The organism is Acinetobacter sp. NIPH 1852, assembly GCF_022549455.1.
Taxonomy (GTDB): domain Bacteria; phylum Pseudomonadota; class Gammaproteobacteria; order Pseudomonadales; family Moraxellaceae; genus Acinetobacter.
Map to the genome: position 1 here is coordinate 22,959 of NZ_JAKZGG010000021.1, position 21,103 is coordinate 44,061.

General features: G+C 41.1%; 15 protein-coding genes. 5 read left to right on the forward strand and 10 right to left on the reverse strand.

The annotated features are described in order from the left end of the window. Positions 1-589 precede the first annotated feature (589 nt). Positions 590-1,054, reverse strand: coding sequence for a hypothetical protein (locus tag MMO38_RS14310; protein ID WP_241323965.1), 465 nt, complete (start codon positions 1,052-1,054; stop codon positions 590-592). Between the two features lie 402 nt (positions 1,055-1,456). Here MMO38_RS14310 and MMO38_RS14315 point away from each other — a divergent pair, with 402 nt between their 5' ends. Further along, a complete protein-coding gene (locus tag MMO38_RS14315; RefSeq protein WP_241323966.1) occupies positions 1,457-1,888 on the forward strand; it encodes a hypothetical protein in 432 nt (143 codons plus the stop codon). A gap of 10 nt (positions 1,889-1,898) precedes the next feature. Here MMO38_RS14315 and MMO38_RS14320 read toward each other — a convergent pair whose 3' ends face one another. From MMO38_RS14320 to MMO38_RS14350, 7 genes are all read right to left on the reverse strand, one after another. Next, positions 1,899-3,287, reverse strand: coding sequence for an efflux transporter outer membrane subunit (locus MMO38_RS14320; protein WP_241323967.1), 1,389 nt, complete (start codon positions 3,285-3,287; stop codon positions 1,899-1,901). A gap of 11 nt (positions 3,288-3,298) precedes the next feature. After that, positions 3,299-5,290: a MacB family efflux pump subunit gene (locus tag MMO38_RS14325; RefSeq protein ID WP_241323968.1), complete on the reverse strand. Its 1,992-nt coding sequence runs from the start codon at positions 5,288-5,290 to the stop codon at positions 3,299-3,301. Position 5,291: 1 nt separating this feature from the next. Beyond that, positions 5,292-6,614, reverse strand: coding sequence for a MacA family efflux pump subunit (locus MMO38_RS14330; RefSeq protein WP_241323969.1), 1,323 nt, complete (start codon positions 6,612-6,614; stop codon positions 5,292-5,294). A gap of 127 nt (positions 6,615-6,741) precedes the next feature. Then, positions 6,742-7,737 carry a DNA polymerase III subunit delta gene (gene holA / locus MMO38_RS14335; RefSeq protein WP_241323970.1) on the reverse strand — a complete coding sequence of 332 codons (996 nt, stop codon included), beginning with the start codon at positions 7,735-7,737 and terminating at the stop codon, positions 6,742-6,744. Positions 7,738-7,746: 9 nt separating this feature from the next. Next, a complete protein-coding gene (gene lptE / locus MMO38_RS14340; protein WP_004672680.1) occupies positions 7,747-8,256 on the reverse strand; it encodes an LPS assembly lipoprotein LptE in 510 nt (169 codons plus the stop codon). Between the two features lie 48 nt (positions 8,257-8,304). Beyond that, positions 8,305-10,929, reverse strand: coding sequence for a leucine--tRNA ligase (gene leuS / locus MMO38_RS14345; RefSeq protein ID WP_241323971.1), 2,625 nt, complete (start codon positions 10,927-10,929; stop codon positions 8,305-8,307). Positions 10,930-11,072: 143 nt separating this feature from the next. Then, on the reverse strand, positions 11,073-11,423 hold the full coding sequence (locus tag MMO38_RS14350) for a DUF4124 domain-containing protein (RefSeq protein ID WP_241323972.1): 351 nt from the start codon (positions 11,421-11,423) through the stop codon (positions 11,073-11,075). A 506-nt stretch (positions 11,424-11,929) separates the two neighbouring features. Here MMO38_RS14350 and MMO38_RS14355 point away from each other — a divergent pair. The 4 genes from MMO38_RS14355 to MMO38_RS14370 all read left to right on the forward strand — a co-directional run bounded on the left by MMO38_RS14355 (position 11,930) and on the right by MMO38_RS14370 (position 18,049). After that, positions 11,930-13,654, forward strand: coding sequence for an acetolactate synthase 3 large subunit (locus tag MMO38_RS14355; protein WP_241323973.1), 1,725 nt, complete (start codon positions 11,930-11,932; stop codon positions 13,652-13,654). Further along, positions 13,654-14,145, forward strand: coding sequence for an acetolactate synthase small subunit (gene ilvN / locus MMO38_RS14360; RefSeq protein ID WP_004672684.1), 492 nt, complete (start codon positions 13,654-13,656; stop codon positions 14,143-14,145). The genes MMO38_RS14355 and ilvN overlap by 1 nt, the downstream gene beginning before the upstream one ends. 105 nt (positions 14,146-14,250) lie before the next feature. Next, positions 14,251-15,267, forward strand: a complete 1,017-nt coding sequence (gene ilvC, locus MMO38_RS14365; protein ID WP_004672686.1) for a ketol-acid reductoisomerase — start codon at positions 14,251-14,253, stop codon at positions 15,265-15,267. 718 nt (positions 15,268-15,985) lie between these two features. Further along, positions 15,986-18,049, forward strand: a complete 2,064-nt coding sequence (locus MMO38_RS14370; RefSeq protein ID WP_241323974.1) for an EAL domain-containing protein — start codon at positions 15,986-15,988, stop codon at positions 18,047-18,049. Between the two features lie 90 nt (positions 18,050-18,139). Here MMO38_RS14370 and MMO38_RS14375 read toward each other — a convergent pair whose 3' ends face one another. Then, entirely contained in the window at positions 18,140-19,285 is a 1,146-nt protein-coding gene (locus tag MMO38_RS14375) for an alpha/beta fold hydrolase (RefSeq protein WP_241323975.1), read from the reverse strand. Between the two features lie 192 nt (positions 19,286-19,477). Beyond that, positions 19,478-20,989 (reverse strand): hypothetical protein, encoded by a 1,512-nt coding sequence (locus tag MMO38_RS14380; RefSeq protein ID WP_241323976.1) that lies wholly within the window; start codon positions 20,987-20,989, stop codon positions 19,478-19,480. Positions 20,990-21,103: the final 114 nt, after the last annotated feature.

A 21,103-nucleotide genomic window follows, 5' to 3' on the forward strand; every position in this document is an offset into this window, starting at 1 on the left:
CTTCGAAAAAATTGAATCACTTGCAATTATGTGTAAGCTCTAGTCAACTCTATCAGGGGTGGTTATGTGTTGGTATCTCGATACTTTAGACTTTTATGGGAATGTTGTTTTTGAGATTTTGTATGCTCCATGTATCGGAACTCATGCTTTATAACACCATCAGTCACAAGTGGAGTCAGCAGAGTGAGGGCTTCATCTTCATCATTGTCAAAACTAGAGATTGGCACATTTTTATGCCATAAGCTGAATTAAATTCGTCTCCCACAAGCCAACTGATTGGAGCGTTGTCAACTTGGGCGATATGTACCAAGCCCTCATGGATTCGGCGACTAACTAAAGGAAATTTGCCTCAGTTACTATTCTTCAATTTCGGTTCGACAGTAGTCTGTACAGCGCCCTCAAAGGTAACATACATAAAGTCGATGTCACCCTCGGATGCGGGTCTAGTCTCTAGTATTTTCCCTATTTTTATCTCCTTCATTGTTGTTCTTTTACTTGCTTCAAAAGAGATAGATTATTTGATGTGCATTCAAGTCGCTGTTTTGTAAATTGAAGTCATCTGTGCACCATGTAGATTCGTCGAAGAAATTTATTTAAGGCGAACCTCAATGGTAGCAGTTGCCATGCCTTTTCGAGCTTTAGCAAGCATATAGGCTGATCTGCAAGCATTTCCATACTCGTAGACCTCATCAAGCTTTTTCAACTCGCTGGTGTTCTCCTTTTTTTTCGTGAAGTAACCATTGCCACTGTTCATCTTGGCTGATATTTCATCAACGGCATAACTTTTGCCATTGAGCGTTACCCATGCGCGGTACTGAAATTTCGCGTAGGCGATATAGCATGTCCTTTTAATCATCCCGTGCAGTATTGCGCTTTGCTGCACTATGGTCTTGTAGGATTTTCCCGAATCGTCTTCCTGTACTTCCTCTTCTTCAAATGTTATTGCAATTGAGTATGTCGTTTCTTCTTCAGAAATTGGCTGATAGATCTCTTTGAGTTCATCAGAGGTTAGGTTCTGTAGGGCCTCAATAGCTTGCTTCGCTGAGTTGTTCATAATTATTATCCTGTATCTTATTTTAGAGGGTTTTTGGCTTCCCTGATCAACGTCTATGATGTCCAATTATAGTTATCACACCTACCACATAACCAAAATAAGAATACCCTATATAATCAATTTGATTTCTCATTCTTGATGCGGTTGTTTTTTGATCATAATATAAAATAGTAATATTTACGTCAAGGTACAAATGAAGTGAAATATCATTTCATAGGTTTTGATCTTATATTTAATTCGACAATGAGCGATCTATTGAAAATATATCAATAAGTATAATTAATCATTTGTCATTCTATACTTTATATGATAATTAATGCTGGTTTTTTGTTTAATCGAAAATTTTAAACAGAGTATCGATAAACATATTATTTTTATCGCTTCGGGGAAGGTCAGCATAACGTGAAGAAAATTATCATTGTATTAGGTTTAGCGATGCTACTTTCGCTACAAGGTTGTGCAGCAGTTATGGCAAGTAATCAACCTCATAAAAAGAACTTGACCGTTTTAGAGGTCGGAAAACATCGTAATCACGTGATTTCTGAACTAGGTGCTCCTGTAGTATCAGAAACCCTAAATGGTGAGCGAAAAGAAATTTATACCTTCCAGCAGGGCTATTCAAAAGTAGCACGAATCAGCCGCACAATGTGGCATACCACTGCGGATATCGCCACGATTGGTCTATGGGAAATTATTGGTTCACCAACTGAGATCTACTTTAATGGTCAAAAACTCTCATATGAGATTGTATTTGATGCACAAGATAAGGTGAAATCCTCTCAGTTGATTCATACCAATACGAATGTGGATGATCATGCAGAATTAAAACAATAGTCTGGATAGACTATTGTTTGATCGGGCTTCCACCTAGTGCTTGCATTAAAGTGACATAGGCATTGTATTGATTTTGCTTGGTTTCAACCAAACTGAGTCGTGCGTTACGGGTGGTTGCTTGAGCATCGAGTAAGTTTTTCAAGGCAATTGCACCATTGCGATATCGTACTTCCGTTAAATGTTCAGTTTTTTCTGCAAGTTCTACATTTCGTTGTTGAAGTTGAACTTGTTGATTTAACTGCATTCGATTGGATAAAGCATTTTCGACATCGGCAAAGGCTTGATATAGACCTTGACGATATTGAGTAATGGCTTTTTCATATTCAAGATCACTAATGGCAATATCTTTCTTCATATCATTATATTGAAGGAAAGGTAGGCTTAAACTTGCACCCAAAGTTAACGCTGGATTTTGTAGCAGTTGAGTCAATGAGGTACTCGAAGCACCTAAGTTGCCTGTCAGATTAATCGATGGATAATAACTCGCTTTGGTCGCATCTTTATTGGCAAGGGTTTTACGTAAACGTAATTCCGAAGCTTGCAAATCTGGACGACGAGATAAGATTTCCGCAGGTAAACTAACCCCGATATTAGGCAAAGCATTCCTTGGTAGCTGAGCTGGCTCTTGTATATTCAGCTGTTGTACAGGCTGATGCAGCAGTACCGCAATCGCTGTACGTGCTTCTACACGTTGTTGTTCAATTTGGCTGAGACTGGCTTTTTGGCTTTGTACCGATTGTTCCGCTTGGGTCAAATCCAGACCTGATACCGCACCTGCTCTATATTGTGATTGTACCAAAGTGTAGATTTTCTGCGTGGAAGCTAAGTTTTGTTGAACCGTTTGATAGCGTTCATTCAGATAGCCGAGTTGCCAGTAGAGTTTTGCTGTTGTTGCGACCAGACTTTGCGCCGTAGCCTGTAAGTCTTGTTCACTGGCTTGCGCCTCCCAACGACTGGCTTCAGTTTGATTTGCCAATTTTCCAAATAAATCTAACTCATAGCTCACACCCAAACTGGTTGATAGACCGCGATCACTGCCATCACCTGAGCGTAGGTCATAATTATGACCTGTAGATACACTGGAACTGGTACGCAGCCCTTGTCTATTTTCTGCCAATCCTGCTTGTAAACGGGCTTGTTTTAAGGTGATGCCTGCAACGATAAGATCACTGTTTTTAGCCAAAACCTGATCAACGAGTTGGTTGAGTTGAGCGTCATTAAACAGTGTCCACCATTGATCGGTCAGATTCACATTTTGATTTTTTTGTGCATCGTATTGGAACTGTTGTGGTACTTGTACAGCGGGTGCATTGTAGGGTGTTTTGACAATAGCGGTACAACCTGCGAATGAACTGGTTACTACAATCGCGAGTCCTAATTTTCTGAAATGAAAAGACATATTTAAATTCCTTATTCTCTCGCTAAAGCGGCAACTGGATCGAGTTGGGCGGCATTTCGTGCTGGTAGGAAGCCAAAAACAATACCAATCAGACTTGAACAGACAAAGGCTGCGACGATTGACGTGGTTGAATAACTCATTTCAATAATGCCTTTGGCAAAATGCCCGATGATTTGTCCAATGCCCAAAGAGAGCAGTACTCCAAGCACGCCACCCAACAAACAGACCAGAATGGCTTCGATCAGGAATTGTTGCAAAATATCGCTTTGTCGAGCACCGACCGCCATACGTACCCCGATTTCTTGAGTACGCTCAGTCACAGAAACCAGCATGATATTCATGACGCCAATACCACCCACCACCAATGAAATAACAGCAATGGCTGAAATCAACAAAGTCATGGTTGCGGTGGTTTGCTGGATGGTTTCACGGATACTGTCTGAGTTCTGAGTAAATACATCCTGTGCACCATGACGCTGTTCAAGCAGTGTCAGGATGGCATTTTCAGCGGCGCTGCTTGGGTATTCATCTTTAATTCGCACGATGATGCTGCGAACGTTGGATTGGCCTAGCATACGACTCATGACCGTCGAGTATGGCAGATAGACATTTAGGCTGTCTGAATTGCCCATGAAACCTTGTTGAGCATCAATCACACCAATAATTCGACTCGGTACACTGCCCAGAAGAATCACTTGACCGACGGGATTGGTCCCATCCGCAAAAAAGGTTTTCTCAGTATTGGTATCAATCACCACATCCTGCGCACGTTGGGTGACGCCATCTTTGTCAAAAGGCTGACCTGATTTAAAAGTCATTCCTCGAACATAGAAAAAGTCTTCGCTGACACCATTGACCGTTGCTGATGCTTCGGTGTCTTTAAAACGTAGTGTCACACTGGTATTGGCAGATGGACTGACACCATCGACATAAGGCTGTTCAGCTAATGCATCAGCATCGGCAGGGACGAGGGTTTTAACTTGTGACGCTCTGGAGGTATCACCAAACCCTCGACCTTGATAGACCGTGATAGTGTTGGTTCCGAGACTGCTAATGTTTTCTAGAATTTGTTTTTGCGAACCATTACCGAGCGCAACTACGGAGACGACAGATGCAATCCCGATAATAATGCCGAGCATGGTCAAAAAAGTACGCATTCGGTGTGCATTCATGGCCAAAAGTGCCATACGGAATGCTTCACCTAAACGATCAAAGAAAGATCGCCAAGCGGAGGTTTTCTTTTGCGGATTGCGTTGTAAGGGGTGATGCTCTAAATCAGGATCGGTATTTTCGGGTGTATTGGCGCGGTCTGAAATAATATTACCATCACTGATTTCAATAATTCGTGTCGCATTTTTAGCGACATTCATATCATGGGTCACCAGAATAATGGTATGACCTTTGGCATTGAGTTCACGTAAAATACGCATCACCTCAACGCCACTGTTCTTATCCAATGCACCTGTTGGCTCATCTGCCAAGATGACATCGCCGCCGTTCATCAAGGCGCGAGCAATTGAAACACGTTGTTGTTGTCCGCCAGAAAGCTGGCTTGGTCGATGATGTAGGCGTTCTTCAAGCCCAAGCTCGGATAATAATTCAGCAGAACGTTGCTGACGTAAATGACTATCCACACCTGCATAAATGGCTGGAACTTCTACGTTTCCTGAAGCACTGAGATCACCCAACAAATGATAGCGTTGGAAAATAAAACCAAAATATTCTCGGCGTAATTGCGCCAGTTCATCAGGTTCGAGCTGCCGCGTTTCTCGTCCACTCACCAGATAACTTCCAGCGCTCGGCTTATCCAAACATCCTAAAATGTTCATTAGGGTTGATTTGCCTGAACCTGACTGGCCGACGATCGCGACCAACTCACCTGCATAAATCTTTAAATTAATGCCTTTGAGGATCTGTACTGTTCCTTCGCCCGCAGGAAATTCACGCGTGAGGTCAGTGACCTCAAGTAGAGGCTGAGATGAATGTATTTGATTTTGAGTCATATTACATTCTCATCGCACGTTGGCTACTACGTTTTGCCGCTTCATTTGAGCTATCTGAAGCATCGGCAATCACTACTTGATCACCTTGTTTCAGACCTTTGATGACTTGCGCTGTGACACGATTATTGAGACCAATTAACACAGGTTGTGGTTGGATGCTGCCATCTGCTTGTAGTACACGAATCATGCTGGTTGATGCTTTGCCTTGCGTAATTAATGCTTGTTCATCCGCGGTCAACTCGAGGCGTTTCGGTTGTTGCGATTTTGCGCCATCCTTGGTTTCGGTTTTATCTGTTCCGCGATCTTTTCGATTTGGACGTTTACTTGTTTGTAACGCTGAAGCTGGCACGGTGAGCACATTTTTTGCCTCAGCCAACACAATATAAACCTGCGCTGTCATATCAATACGTAATTTGCCATCTTCATTTGGCACATCAAACAGCGCGTTATAGTACACAGCAGAGCTGGTAGATGACGAACTGGTATTGGTATTTTCGGTATTAATTGAATTGGGTGCAGGTTCGACTTGGCGTAATTTGGCGTAATGTTTTTTCTCACTATTGCCTAAAGTTGTGAAATAAACCGTTTGGCCTTTTTCAACGCGCATCACATCCGCTTCAGAAATCTGTGCTTTAACCGTCATGGTATCTAACGTTGCAAGTTTCACAATGGTGGGTGCAGTTTGATTGGCATTCACCGTTTGACCTTCTTCGGTCACAATTGCCACAATCGTACCGTCCATCGGCGCAACGATTTGGGTATATCCCAAGTCTTCTTTTGTGGTTGCAAGGGTTAAGCGTGATTGTTCAATCTGCGCATTGATGGCCGCGATTTGTGCTTGAGCCGTTTTGTAACTGGCTAATGCAGATTCTAGCTCAGCACGAGAGGTGGCATCTTGACTGAACATGGTTTGTTGGCGTTTGTATTCTGCTTCTACTTTCGCAAGGTTGGCTTGTTGAACTGCCAATTGCGCTTGTTGATTTTTAATACTGGCTTCGGCCGTTTTTAATTCATTTTCTTGGCGAACAGAATCAATTTGGGCAATCAGTTGTCCTTGTTTAACTTGATCACCAAGTTGCACATACATCCTTTTAACTTGACCAGAGACTTGTGCGCCGACACTGACCATCTTAGTCGCTTCTAATACGCCTGTCGCTAAAACTGAACTTTCGATATCACCACGACTTACTTCAGCGGTAATGTACTGTGGTGCAGTTTCTTTAGGCTTTAACATGAGCCAACTGAGTAGGGCGATCACCAGAATGCTGACCACAATGATGATTGTTTTTACAGGTCTAACTTTTTTAGAAATCATTTTTGGCATGGTACAAGCGCGTAATTAAAAAATTTTGTTTAGTATAAAAGTGAAATAAGGATAAAGCGTGAATATTTTTAATCTATAATGAGAATTATTCTCTATTTTCTTATTTGATCTAGCGCTTTGTATCGGTTTACGAAGATTGAGTAAATAAAGTTGTGCCACAAAGTTTGCTAATCGCTTGCAACATTAAATGATTGCTGTTCTGTTTGGACATGCCTTTGATGGCAGCATCTATCTGCAATAATAAATCAGGCCATGTGAGAAACTGCTGCGGATTTAGACGACGTAGCGCCTGTTGATAGTTTGATACTTTGGTTTTCCAAATACCCAGTTGCAAAGCGTTTTGTGGTTGTTCAAACAGTTGCATCAATAAACGCATTTCTTTGCTCAGCGTCCATAAAATCAGACTATCAGGCTCACCTGCTGCAATGAGGTATTGATAAATTTTAACAGATTGCGCTAAGTTTCCTGCCAGTAAGGCATCGCTTAAATCATACGTGGTATAACGTGATTGATCCTGTAAACAGGCATACAATTGTTCAGTCTGAATGTGTTGGATATCAGGGAAGGTGTCAGCAACACGCATCAAGCTATTTTTAGCAGCCAATAAGTTATGTTCATGATGCTGCATCAGCCATTGCCATGCCGCTTGATCCAACTGAATACCGAGTTTTTCTGCTTCAATACTTAAAATACGTTGTCGGTCTTGAGGATAAGTGGCGGTGAGTGGCACCACCACACCATTGGCTTCGACCACTTGGAAAAATGCAGATTTAAGGTTGCCACTGTCTTGTTTTGGTAAAACAATCAGTAATAAATTATGTTCATTGTGTTGTATATAACTTTTGAGTTGTTTTAAGCCATTGGCATCGGGTTTGATATTGCCATGAACTTCGATTGCCAGTTGTTGAGAAAACAGTGACAAACTATTCAGGGCATTAAAGACATTTTTCCAATCGTTGACACTGCTAATATCATAACGCTGGCGTTCAACTTCTTGTTGCTGCCAGCTCTTACGAAAGGTGTCGAGCAGGTTCTGCTCAAGTAGAGGCTCTTGACCATGAATGATCCATGCACCGCGAGCATCTTTAACCCTTTTTAACGCTTGAACATAATCTAGTTTCATAGATACAGATTATGATTGAGCTTTAGGTAGGCGATTTGCTGCGATCTGACGCGTCACTTGCTGAGCTACATCATCAATCACAATACGATTCAGATAAGCTTCTTGTTGATTATCCGTGTTGACTGTTGCGACATCGTATTGGTAAGTGCGTGATGCAGTTAAAGTACGCGGTTCAGTAATTTTATTGCCTTGACGGTCTTCAATTTGAAAAGTCACTGTCAAACGAAGCAGAACCTCAGTCAATTTACCATTCAGTAATTGGCGGCGAGGGGTGTAATCCAAAATGCGCAGTACATAAGCATCATTTGAATTGCTCAGTTGTACGCCTGTTGCACTGAGATAAATACTCAGTCGGTTTTCCAGCTCATCAGTATAGTCAGGCAAAACTAAAGTCAGCTTGTTATAGACCAGTGGTGTTGCTGCTGGATTGTTGCCTTTTAAGTGAAAGCCACAGCCGACTAAGCCTGCACTTAGACCTAAGGTTAAAACAATCGCAGCTAAACGTTGTGCTAAGTGCATATCCATTCCTCATAGACAATGAGGGCGTATATAATACGCCCTTACAGTTTAAACGACTAAATTCACCAATTTGTTTGGTACAACGATTTCTTTTTTGGTTGGACCAGTTAAGAATTGTTGAACTTCTGGTAACGCTTTTGCCTGAGCCAATAAATCTTCTTTAGAGATATCGACAGCGACGTCTAACTTAGCACGAAGTTTACCATTCACTTGTACAACAATCGTTTGTGTATTACGGGTTAACGCAGACTCATCGACTTGTGGGAATTCAACTGTGGTTAAATCCATTCCAAACTGCGTTAACAAGGTTTGACTCAAGTGCGGTGCAAATGGCGCAAGTAAAGTCAACAATGTCGTAATAGCTTCACGCGCAACGGCAACGTCATTGCCATCTTTGATTTCAAATTTATTGCTGGCATTGAGCAATTCCATCAATGCTGCAATTGCAGTATTAAAAGCATGACGACGTTCGATGTCATCACCCACTTTTTGAATAGTTTCATGCGTTTTACGACGTAAGTCTTGCGCATCTTTTGAAAGTTTGCTGTGATCAATCGCCGTTGCTTGATTGTCTTTTTCCAAGAAACCAGACGTTAAACGCCATACGCGTTTCAAGAAGCGGTTTGAACCCTCAACACCTGCATCAGACCATTCTAATGATTGATCTGGTGGTGCAGCGAACATCATAAATACACGTGCGGTATCTGCGCCGTATTGATCAATAATCGCTTGTGGGTCGATACCGTTGTTTTTCGACTTGGACATTTTTTCTTGTCCACCGATCACAACTTCTTGACCATCACCTGAATATTTAGCTGAAAGGATACGACCCTTTTCATCGCGTTCTAATTCGATATCGGCAGGGTTAAACCATGTTTTTTTGCCATTGTCAGCTTCACGATAGAAGGTATCTGCCAAGACCATGCCTTGCGTTAGCAAGTTGGTAAATGGTTCATTGCCTTGTACCACACCTTCATCACGCATCAATTTATGGAAGAAACGTGCATAGAGTAAATGCAGAATCGCGTGCTCAACGCCACCAATGTATTGGTTGACTGGAAGCCAGTTTTGCGCAGCTTCAGGTTTAACTAGACCGCCCGTAAAGTCAGGCGATGCGTAACGCGCATAGTACCAAGATGATTCTACGAAAGTATCCAATGTATCGGTTTCACGACGTGCATCGCCACCGCAGTTTGGACATTTTGTTTCATAGAACTCTGGCATCTTGTTCAATGGATTGCCAGAACCATCTGGAACAACGTCCGTTGGTAATACCACAGGCAATTGATCTTCTGGAACAGGGACTTGACCACAGGTATTACAGTTAATCATTGGAATCGGGCAACCCCAATAACGCTGACGAGATACACCCCAGTCACGTAAACGGAATTGAACCTTCGCGTTCGCTAAACCTTGTGGTTCTAATTTTGCAAGGAATGCATCAAATGCGGCTTGGAGGGTTAAGCCATCAAATTCGCTAGAATTGACCAGTTTGCCTTCTTTAGAGCCATACCATTCCTGCCATTCAGCTGCAGTGTATTCAGCATCATCAACGCCTTTAGCATCAATGACTTGTTTGATTGGTAGGTTGAATTTATTGGCAAATTCAAAGTCACGCTCGTCATGTGCAGGCACAGCCATTACCGCACCCGAACCGTATGACATCAACACATAGTTGGCGATCCACACTGGCAACTCTTCACCAGTGACTGGATGCTTCACAAATAAGCCCGTTGCCATGCCTTTCTTTTCAGCAGTGGCTAAATCAGCTTCAGCCACTGAACCCATGCGACATTCTTCAATAAATGCAGCAAGTACAGGGTTACTTTCCGCTGCTTTCAATGCCATTGGGTGTTCAGCAGCAACAGCGACATAGGTTGCACCCATCAGGGTATCTGCACGAGTGGTATAGACAGTTAAGCTATCTGCATACACGTCAGGGCTTGCAGAAGGGAAAGTGATTTCCATCCCTGTTGAACGACCAATCCAGTTACGCTGCATGGTCAAGACTTGCTGAGGCCAGCCATCTTTTAAGGTATCTAAATCGTCTAATAATTCTTGTGCATAGTCCGTAATGCGGAAGTAGTACATTGGAATATCACGTTTTTCAACCAATGCACCTGAACGCCAACCACGACCATTTTCAACTTGTTCATTGGCTAAAACGGTCTGGTCTACAGGATCCCAGTTCACGGTTGAAAGCTTACGATAGATCAAGCCTTTCTTATAAAGCTGAACGAATAACCATTGTTCCCAGTGATAGTACTCAGGGGTACAGGTAGCAAATTCACGATCCCAATCGACAGATAAGCCCAATTTTTTTAATTGGTCACGCATATAAGCGATGTTTTCAAAGGTCCATTTTGCTGGAGCAACTTGATGGGCAATCGCTGCATTTTCCGCAGGTAAACCAAATGCATCCCAACCCATTGGTTGTAGAACGGTTTCACCTTTTAGGCGGTAAAAACGGCTAATCACATCGCCAATCGTGTAGTTGCGCACATGGCCCATATGCAGTTTGCCACTTGGATAGGGGAACATCGATAGGATATAGCGATGTTTACCCTCTACAGTGTCTGCAACTTTAAAAACTTTGCGATTGTCCCAGTCTTGTTGAACTTGAGGCTCAATGGCACTTGCTTGATATTCGGCGTCAATGTGAGAAGTCGTCATAGGGATATGCGATACAACAAAATAAGTGGAAAATAATTGCTGCACAGCATAGCGCAAAACGGGGTGAAATGTCAGTTTTTAGCAGTGTTTTTATTGGATATAAGTGAGGAGAATGTCTTGGACACTCTCCCTAAACTTTTAAGTTATTGTTCTACTGGTGCTGCTGCTATTCCTATATTTTGTGGTTGGGGTGTTTCATCTCCATGCATATTTTCTTGTTGAAGCTGATTTGTATTCGATGAGGTGTTATGTTGAGGTGTAGTTTGCTGATTTTGTGAAGAAGCATTGGGACTGCTTTGATTGTTATTTGAACCATAAGTTGAAATTTTATCTAAGCGTTTTGCTCCTTTAGGTGGTGGAGTAGTGGTGTAATGCGTCGAACCATTCGCATCGATCCATTTATAATATTGTTGAGCATATATTTGGCCAGAACAGAACATGAACAAACTAGTTAAGGTTATGGATGTAATTGTTTTTAAATGAGATGATTGCATTGTGATTTTCCCCAAGATCATTTGATCCGATCAGTTGTTTAATATTCAAAATAAATACTTTAACTGGAAATTATAAATACCAAAAGTACAATAATTGAAATAAAACTCATTTGAATATGCAGTTATTTTTATAACTGCGCTGTTTAAAAAAACAGCAGCCAAAAAATATTATATAAAATCTGTTCCTTTAATCTTGACTTTGTGCAGGAAAGCAACAAAAATGCTTGCTTTAGTTTTATATGCGTTTATTTGATCACCCTTCGAATAAATGTCATGGCTTGCAATGGACATTCTTTCTAGCCGAGAGAATGATTTTTTGAAATATGTTTATCCCAACATGTTTTGATTCGAGATGTAATAACAGCTTATACGGCTGATGAGTCAGAAAATTTTTCCTATTGCAGCAAAAACGAGTAGAATACGCACACATACAAAAAGTGCATAAGTTAATGAATGAAACACAATTTATGCCTCCCATAAATTGTGTAAACATAGGGTGAATCACGTTGGAACTTTTATCTGGTGGTGAAATGCTCGTTCGTGCCCTCGCGGACGAAGGCGTAGAGCATGTTTTTGGTTATCCAGGCGGCGCAGTTTTACATATTTATGACGCGCTTTTTCAACAAGACAAAATCAATCATTACCTTGTACGTCATGAGCAAGCTGCTGGTCATATGGCAGATGCTTATTCACGCGTAACAGGGAAAACAGGTGTTGTTCTTGTTACTTCTGGTCCAGGTGCAACAAATACTGTAACTCCAATCGCAACTGCGTATATGGACTCAATCCCAATGGTGATTTTGTCTGGTCAGGTTGCGAGTCATTTAATTGGTGAAGATGCCTTTCAGGAAACAGATATGGTTGGGATTTCGCGCCCAATCGTAAAACACAGTTTCCAAGTGCGTCATGCCAGCGAAATTCCTGCCATTATTAAAAAAGCATTTTATATCGCATCTTCTGGTCGTCCGGGTCCAGTTGTGGTCGATATTCCTAAAGATGTAACCAATCCAACAGATAAGTTTGCCTACGAATATCCTGAAAAAGTGAAGATGCGTTCTTATCAACCACCATCACGTGGCCACTCAGGTCAGATTCGTAAAGCAATTGATGAGCTGATTACCGCGAAACGCCCAATGATCTATACAGGTGGTGGTGTTGTTCAAGGTAATGCTTCTGGATTGTTGACTGAACTTGCACATTTATTGGGTTATCCAGTCACCAATACTTTGATGGGCTTAGGTGCTTTCCCAGGAAATGATCCACAATTCGTGGGTATGTTGGGGATGCATGGAACCTATGAAGCCAATATGGCGATGCATAATGCAGATGTGATTTTAGCGATTGGTGCGCGTTTCGATGACCGTGTAACCAACAACCCAGCTAAATTCTGTCTCAATGCCAAAGTCATTCATATCGATGTCGATCCAGCAACCATTTCAAAAACCATTATGGCGCACATCCCGATCGTGGGTGCGGTAGAGCCTGTGTTGCAAGAAATGTTGGCACAACTCAAGCAAATGAATGTTTCTAAGCCAAACCCTGAAGCGATTGCGGCATGGTGGTCTCAAATTAATGAGTGGCGTAAAGTGCATGGTTTGCGTTATGAAGCGGCTAAAAATGGTGAAATGAAACCACAACAAGTGGTTGAAGCACTGGACCGTGTGACCAATGGTGAAGCGATCATTACCTCTGACGTCGGTCAGCATCAAATGTTTGGTGCAAACTACTATAAATACAAACGTCCACGCCAATGGATTAACTCTGGTGGCTTAGGCACCATGGGTGTTGGCTTGCCATATGCGATGGCAGCCAAGCTTGCATTCCCTGATCAGCAAGTGGTGTGTATTACAGGTGAAGCATCGATTCAGATGTGTATCCAAGAATTATCAACATGTAAGCAATATGGCTTGAATGTGAAAATTCTTTGCTTAAATAACCAAGCTTTGGGCATGGTGAAACAGTGGCAAGATATGAACTACGAAGGACGTCATTCAAGTTCTTATGTCGATTCATTGCCTGATTTCGCTAAGTTAATGGAAGCTTATGGTCATGTCGGTATTCAAATCGATCATGCAGATGAGCTTGAGTCTAAACTCGCTGAAGCGATGGCAATTAATGATAAATGTGTATTCATTAATGTCATGGTCGATCGGACTGAGCATGTTTATCCAATGTTAATCGCAGGTCAGTCGATGCAAGACATGTGGTTAGGAAAAGGGGAGCGTACCTAATGAGACATATTATTTCGGTACTCGTTGAAAACGAAGCTGGTGCGCTTTCTCGTTTGGTGGGCTTATTCAGCCAACGTAACTACAACATTGAGACTTTGAATGTTGCACCGACTGAAGATGAAACCTTATCTCGTCTGACCTTAACGACTTATGGTGATGACCATAAAATTGAACAAATTACCAAGCAGTTGAACAAACTGGTTGAAGTCGTGAAAGTGGTTGACCTGTCTGAAGGTGCACACATTGAACGTGAGTTGATGTTGATTAAAGTAAAAGCGTTGGGAGCGGCTCGTGCTGAAATCAAACGTACTGCTGATATCTTCCGCGCTCAAATCGTTGATGTAACGCCAACGACTTATACCATTCAGATCGCTGGTACTACCGACAAGATTGATGGTTTTATTGATGCATTGGCTGAAAATACAATCCTAGAGGTTGTACGTTCTGGTGTTTCAGGCATCGCGCGTGGCGAAAAAGTTCTAACAATTTAGTATATATTTCTCCCAATTTTGGCCAAAGCAATGCCAAAATCGGGAGCGACCAAATCTGTCCTTGTATAACAAGGAAAATGACAAAAATTTTAGCGGAGAAAACAGATGCAAATTTTTTACGATAAAGACTGTGACTTATCAATCATCCAAGGCAAGAAAGTTGCAATTATTGGTTATGGTTCACAAGGTCATGCTCACGCACTTAACTTAAAAGACTCTGGCGTAGATGTCACTGTTGGTTTACGTGCAGGTTCTACTTCTTGGAAAAAAGCTGAAAATTCAGGTCTTAAAGTTTCTGAAGTTCCAGCTGCTGTTGCTCAAGCTGACTTAGTCATGATCTTGACTCCAGATGAGTTCCAATCTCAGCTTTATCGTGATGTGATTGAACCAAATATCAAAGAAGGCGCGACTTTAGCCTTTGCTCATGGTTTCTCTATTCTTTATAACCAAGTTGTTCCACGTAAAGACTTAGACGTGATTATGGTTGCACCAAAAGCGCCAGGTCATACTGTACGTTCAGAATTCCAACGTGGTTCAGGTGTTCCTGATTTAATCGCGATTCATCAAGATGCGTCTGGTAATGCACGTAACGTTGCACTTTCTTATGCTTCTGGCGTAGGTGGTGGTCGTACTGGTATCATCGAAACTTCTTTCCGTGAAGAAACTGAAACTGACTTATTCGGTGAGCAAGCAGTTCTTTGTGGTGGTGCAGTTGAATTGGTGAAAATGGGCTTCGAAACTTTGGTTGAAGCGGGTTATTCACCAGAAATGGCATATTTCGAATGTTTACACGAATTGAAATTGATCGTTGATTTGATGTTCGAAGGCGGTATCGCGGACATGAACTATTCAGTATCAAACAATGCTGAATATGGCGAATATGTAACGGGTACTGAAGTTATTAACGAACAGTCTCGTGAAGCAATGCGTAATGCATTGAAGCGTATCCAGTCTGGTGAATATGCGAAAATGTTTATCCAAGAAGGTGCGTTAAACTATCCTTCTATGACTGCTCGTCGTCGTCAAAACGCTGCACATGGTATCGAAGTAACTGGTAACAAGTTACGTGCGATGATGCCTTGGATTCAAGCGAACAAGATTGTTGATAAAGAAAAGAACTAATATTTAGTTTAATCTTTAAAAACCCTTGTTTATACAAGGGTTTTTTGTTTTTAGAGTTTTGGTGTTACGTGCGTTAGCGAAGCATAGCTTCACTCTTGCACTCGGGCAGATGAGCCATATATGGCGGAACTCTGCTATATCCTCGTTCCTTGCGTAGGGCGAAAGCGATGCTTTCTTATTCCCTACTCAGGATTCAAGCGAATAAAATCGTTGATAAAGAAAAGAACTAAGTTTTAGTTCCCTCTTTAAAAAACCCTTGTTTATACAAGGTTTTTTTATTTGCTGTTGATAACAGAGTTATAACAATATAAATAAAAAATAGGTTTAATATTGTTCATGTTTTAATCGATTTAATGCGTATATTTCGTATCTGATCGAGGCAATATCGTTGCATACTTTGGGGTATCTGCACGATTCACAGCATCAAAAGAGTAATCACTTAAACTTTAAAATAATTGAGTAAAAAATAAAGTAAGTCTTTAGATAAAAAAATGGAACGGGGGAAACAATATTTTTTATAGGAATAAACTGTATTTTATGTTTTTATTCTATTGATTTATAAAGTGAAAAAGACTTGACCTTATGCTAGATGATGTTATTGTTAGGAAAAGTTTATGAAGATAAACTTCATATTTCTTTGAGTGTGAAGGATCGTTCTGATTTTGAGCAATTTGCTCAGTAAATAAAAAAAAGTACTGAATAATCATGGAAGTCCTTTATGGTACACGTTGATTACGATAGCACATTGGTCATCGTTTCCATTCTGGTTGCAGTCGTGATCTGTTACGCTGCAGTTTCAATGGAAGAGCTCGTTTTTAAAGCTGCTTATAAAAAGTTTGAAAAAAGCATTTTAGTAGCGAGTGGTCTGATTTTAGGCCTAGCGATATGGTCGATGCATTTTGTGGGGATGCTGGCTAGCCATTTGCCAGAAGGATATCATTTTGATGTTGGTTTGACGGTTCTCTCTTATCTGATTGGAGCGGTCGCCTCTGTCTTTGCGGTATGGTTGACTTCGCGTCAAACTTTACCTCTTGCTCGTTTGATTCTAGGCGCTGTTTTTATGGGGCTTGGGATATCTGGCATGCATTATACGGGGATGATGGCGCTCACCGTTAAATATCATCAGATGTATTATGATCCATTGCTTGTGATCTGCTCGATTTTGATCGCAATTAGTGGTTCAGGACTAAGTTTCTTTTTTATTTTTAAATATAAAGCTGCGGTGAATTATAGAATTACTTTAAAAGTAATTGTTGCTGTATTAATGGCATTGAGTATCGTTGGCATGCACTATATCGGCATGGCTGCAACGTACTTTAATGAAAACCTCGTTAAAGTAATTACTCCTGCACAAACTGAACAAAGCGTTTTATTATTCACGATTATTGTCATTACCAGTTTAGTTTTTGTCGCTGGTTTCGCGGTAGCTATATTGGAAGCTCGATTAGAGCAACGCAATCAACAACTCACTTTAATCAATAAAGAGCTTGCGACACAGTCTTTACATGATGCATTAACTAAATTGCCCAATCGTTTATATCTAACCGATTATGCCGAGGTTGTTTTTACTCATCATCGTTTACGTGAACAGAAAGTGGCTTTTTTATATATTGATTTAGACCGCTTTAAATCTGTGAATGATGCTTTTGGTCATCATGTTGGTGATCAATTACTGATTCAAATGGCAAATCGTTTACATAATCAACTCAATGCCAATCAAAGGTTATTTCGTATTGGTGGTGATGAGTTTGTCTTGATTTCGGAAAACACCGACAGCAATGATGCGATGCAACTAGCAGAACGTATTTTGTACTTCATTCAGGAAACTTACTTGATTGCAGGTAAAGATATTAATATCTCTGCGAGTCTTGGCATCGCGATGTATCCTGAGCATGGAACCAATGTGCAAGATCTCCTGATTAATGCGGATATTGCCATGTTGATGTCTAAAGATCAGGGACGTAATACCTACACCATGTTTCATGCGATGACGGATCAACAAGATGTCCGTAGTCAATCAAAATTGATCAATGATTTGTATAAAGCAGTGGATGAGCAGCAGTTCATTTTATTTTATCAACCTAAATTTACGGCAAATTATGAGGTATGTGGTGTTGAGGCACTGATTCGTTGGAATCACCCAAGTTTAGGATTGCTAACACCACACATGTTTATTGATGGGGCGGAGAAAACTGGTTTAATTATTCCCATGGGGTATTGGGCTTTGGAACAGGCTTGTCAGCAAATTCAGAAATGGGAACAAGAAAATAGTCCATTTTATCCCATTGCAGTCAATTTATCGGCGCTTCAATTTGAAAATAAAAAACTCTTTGGTGTCTTAGAACAACTGATTGAACAATATGCTATTCAACCTCAGCATCTGATTTTAGAAATCACTGAGTCAACTGCAATGCATCATATTGATTCGAGCATTCGTACCTTGGAGCGTTTACGTCAGCTGGGTATCCGTATTGCAATCGATGATTTTGGTACAGGTTATTCAAGCTTTTTATATTTAAAAGACTTACCTGTAGATGAGCTGAAAATAGATCGGGGTTTTATCATCGATTTACAGCCCAACTCTAAAGAAGAAGCAATTTTAGAAAGTATTATTCATCTTGCTGCAAAACTCGGTTTGACGGTAACTGCAGAAGGGGTAGAAACCCAACAGCAAGCTGATATTTTAACCAAGCTGGGCTGCCATCAGTTACAAGGATATTTATTGGGGACACCTGTCAATATTGAGAGTTTGGTGTTACATCGCCAACAGCACTTTGCTTAGGATATCGATTATTTATTCAATCTAAGATCGTATTGAAGCAAGATTGGATCTATTCTGAAGTGATCGCAACCTTGCCAATACATATAAATACTAATCAGAGCGTTGAACTAACCAATCAGTCACCACAGGCCAAACGGTTTGAGGTGCTTGATTGCCTGAGACAAGTCCCATATGTCCGCCTGCGACGATTTTAAACTGCTTATCTTCACTGCTAATGAGGTCCATTAATGGGCGTATCGCTTCAGTGGTGACGATAATATCAGTATTACCACCGACCGCGAGTACCGAGCAGTCGATATCTTTTAAGTTGGCAGTCTGTTCACCGAATTGAACTGAACCCGTCGACAACTCATTATCGATCCAGAAGCGTAAAATAATATCTCGCATAACACCACCTGGATAGGCCAGCATGTTATCGACAAAAGAGCTTGAGGTTGCATGGTTAATCACAAATTGGCGATCATTCAGATTTCTGACCAGTTCCCAATAATTTTTAAAGTTACCGATAGGGTCTGTTAGTTTAAAACCAAGGGTGTTCTGCCAACCATGAATATGAAAGACACGGCTTGGGATTTGTTTAATACGAAAATTGGTGTTGTTGCGAATCCATTGCGCAGGAATGGTTAAGCGTTGGTATAGCTTGCCCATATAACCTGATTGATGGGTGTTAATCGGTGAGGCTAAAATGACTAAGTTTTTTATATTTTTATCTTTAAATAACGAGGTATAGCAGAGTGAAAGGGCACCACCTAAACTCCAGCCATACAGTGACAGTTGTTGCTGACCACTATGTTCTCGGATTTTTTCGATAAAGTCAGGCATAAACGTTTTTACGTAAGTGCCTAAATTGTATTTGGCTTGGCGCAAACTCGGTGTACCCCAATCGATCAAGTAAAGCTCAAAACCTTGTGATTGAAAATAACGGACTAAGCTACGTGAAGGAAATAAATCGTAAATCAGCATATTTGCAGCTAAAGGCGGCACAATAACCAATGGAATTCGGTGTTTTTGCGCTGCGCCTATATCTGCTGCGTAATAACGTAAACTAATGATTTCACGTTGATAAACAACGTCAAATGGTGTTTTACCTGATAAGGCAAGTTGATGTCCGCGTAACAAGCGATCCGCAGCATTAGAAACGATATGGCGTGTTTGCTGACCAGTCGGGCTATTTAGCATTTTTTGTGCAGTTTTGGAGTGAAGTAAACGTTGTTTAACTTTCGGCAATTGAGTCATTGGAAGCTAAAACTCTAAGGTTGCTATTCAGTAGCCGCATCTTAGAAGAAAAATGAGATGAGCTCAGTGACTCATCTGCTTAACTTATCCCCCAAAATGATCAATTTAGGATGTTCAACAAGTGGATCTGCATAAAAGACGGATCTATTTGTGCAGATCCAGGCATCTATGAATAGCTGCTAACGTAGGTACTCAAAACTTTTCTCTTACCCAGCCATAAGCTGCGGCAAAAGGCAGTGCAGTTCTGGCCAAATACGGTACATGCCATAGGCCACCGTGGTTGGCATTTTCCATAATCAGTTCCAATGGATGAGCTAACACTTTTTCAGGATTGGTTGCACTCTCAGGATTGTTCAGATCATGAACCCAGAGTGCCGCCATAATCGCATTGGTGGTTTCGGGACTAAAGGTTTCAACTTTAAATAAGTCAGCGCCAGAAAAGGCAGCTTTCAATATTGGATTTTTAACCACTGAGTGGGTTGTTGTTGATGGAGCAATATTGATCACTGTCTTTTGACCACGTGCGCGTGCTGAAATTGCAAACCATTGTTGCAGTCGTTTGGCCAACGCATAGTTCGGACCTTGTTCAATCACCATACAATCTGAAATGCCGTATTGTTGGCCATTATCTGACTTAATCAGTTGTTTAGAGTTTGGTTTAAAAAAGTGAGTGAGCGAAATATTATGAATCGATTTAGTCAGTAGTTTTTCGATCATTGGGCGTTGTTTAATTTTATCTTGAATAGATTGCACCACCGATTTGGGAATCGCATAAATATCGGTTGGTGTCAGCATAAACATAATGCTGCTATCGGGTTTTTGCTGGCTGACTTGTTCCATGATGCTGATCATGGCGATGGAAACACGAACATGCTTTTCACCATCCAAATACGCGATCCCAGCCAAATCTAAAGTTTCGGTAAAGCTATTTAACCAATTGGCAATTTCAGGTGTTTGGGTGAGTAAGTTTGCCCCGAGTTGTTGTCCGTTGTTTGCTGTTCTGATTTGTGGGGCGATCAAGGTCGCATTGCCTTGTTTGACGGTATTGGTAATTTTTTCCCATATTGCAGGATTGGGTAAATCAATCGCGACAATATTGGCACGCCACTTTGCTAGCCAACTGAGAGGCCCAGCTTCAGAGGCAGCACCAAATAACACCATGGTTCGAGCAGATAAATCAAACCATTCAGGGTGTTCATGCAGTAAGCGTAATGCTTTGGCATGGCAGGGTTCGATTACCTGTTGTTGCTCCCACAGATCAATTTGTTGCAATAATGCAGCACCTTGTAATTTCTTACCATTATAAGGAATAAACCAAGGTTCAATCGTCGAGCTACCTGTGCCTTTTAATATGAGTTTTTCAAAAGGTTGATCTTTAATATTGATCATTGCATGACTTAAAGTGTCACTTTTTTCAGCTCGATTAAAGTTAAATAATGCTTTAGCAGTATCTAATCCTTGCTTTGCGATACGTGCAGGATGGTCTACAGACTCAATCCCTGTTTTGACTAACTCTTGAAAGTAGACAGGATAATTTTTTCTCCAGTTTTTTTCACTGGCGAGTTGTGAGACGAAAGGGGAGTCTACGCTTTGCAGTGCAGACTTTAAAATTTGTTTTGCGGTATGTGTTGTGCTGGGGGACTTTTTACCAGACGGTATTGGGAATTGTATGCCATCACGATTGGATTGTATTTTTTTACTCAACTGAATACTCCATTATCTTCAAACTTAATTCAAAAGATCTCATTCATCATCTATGCCATCTTAGTCACTCCATGCAGTAAATAAGATGGCAAAAAGTGTATTAATTGTGCTTGA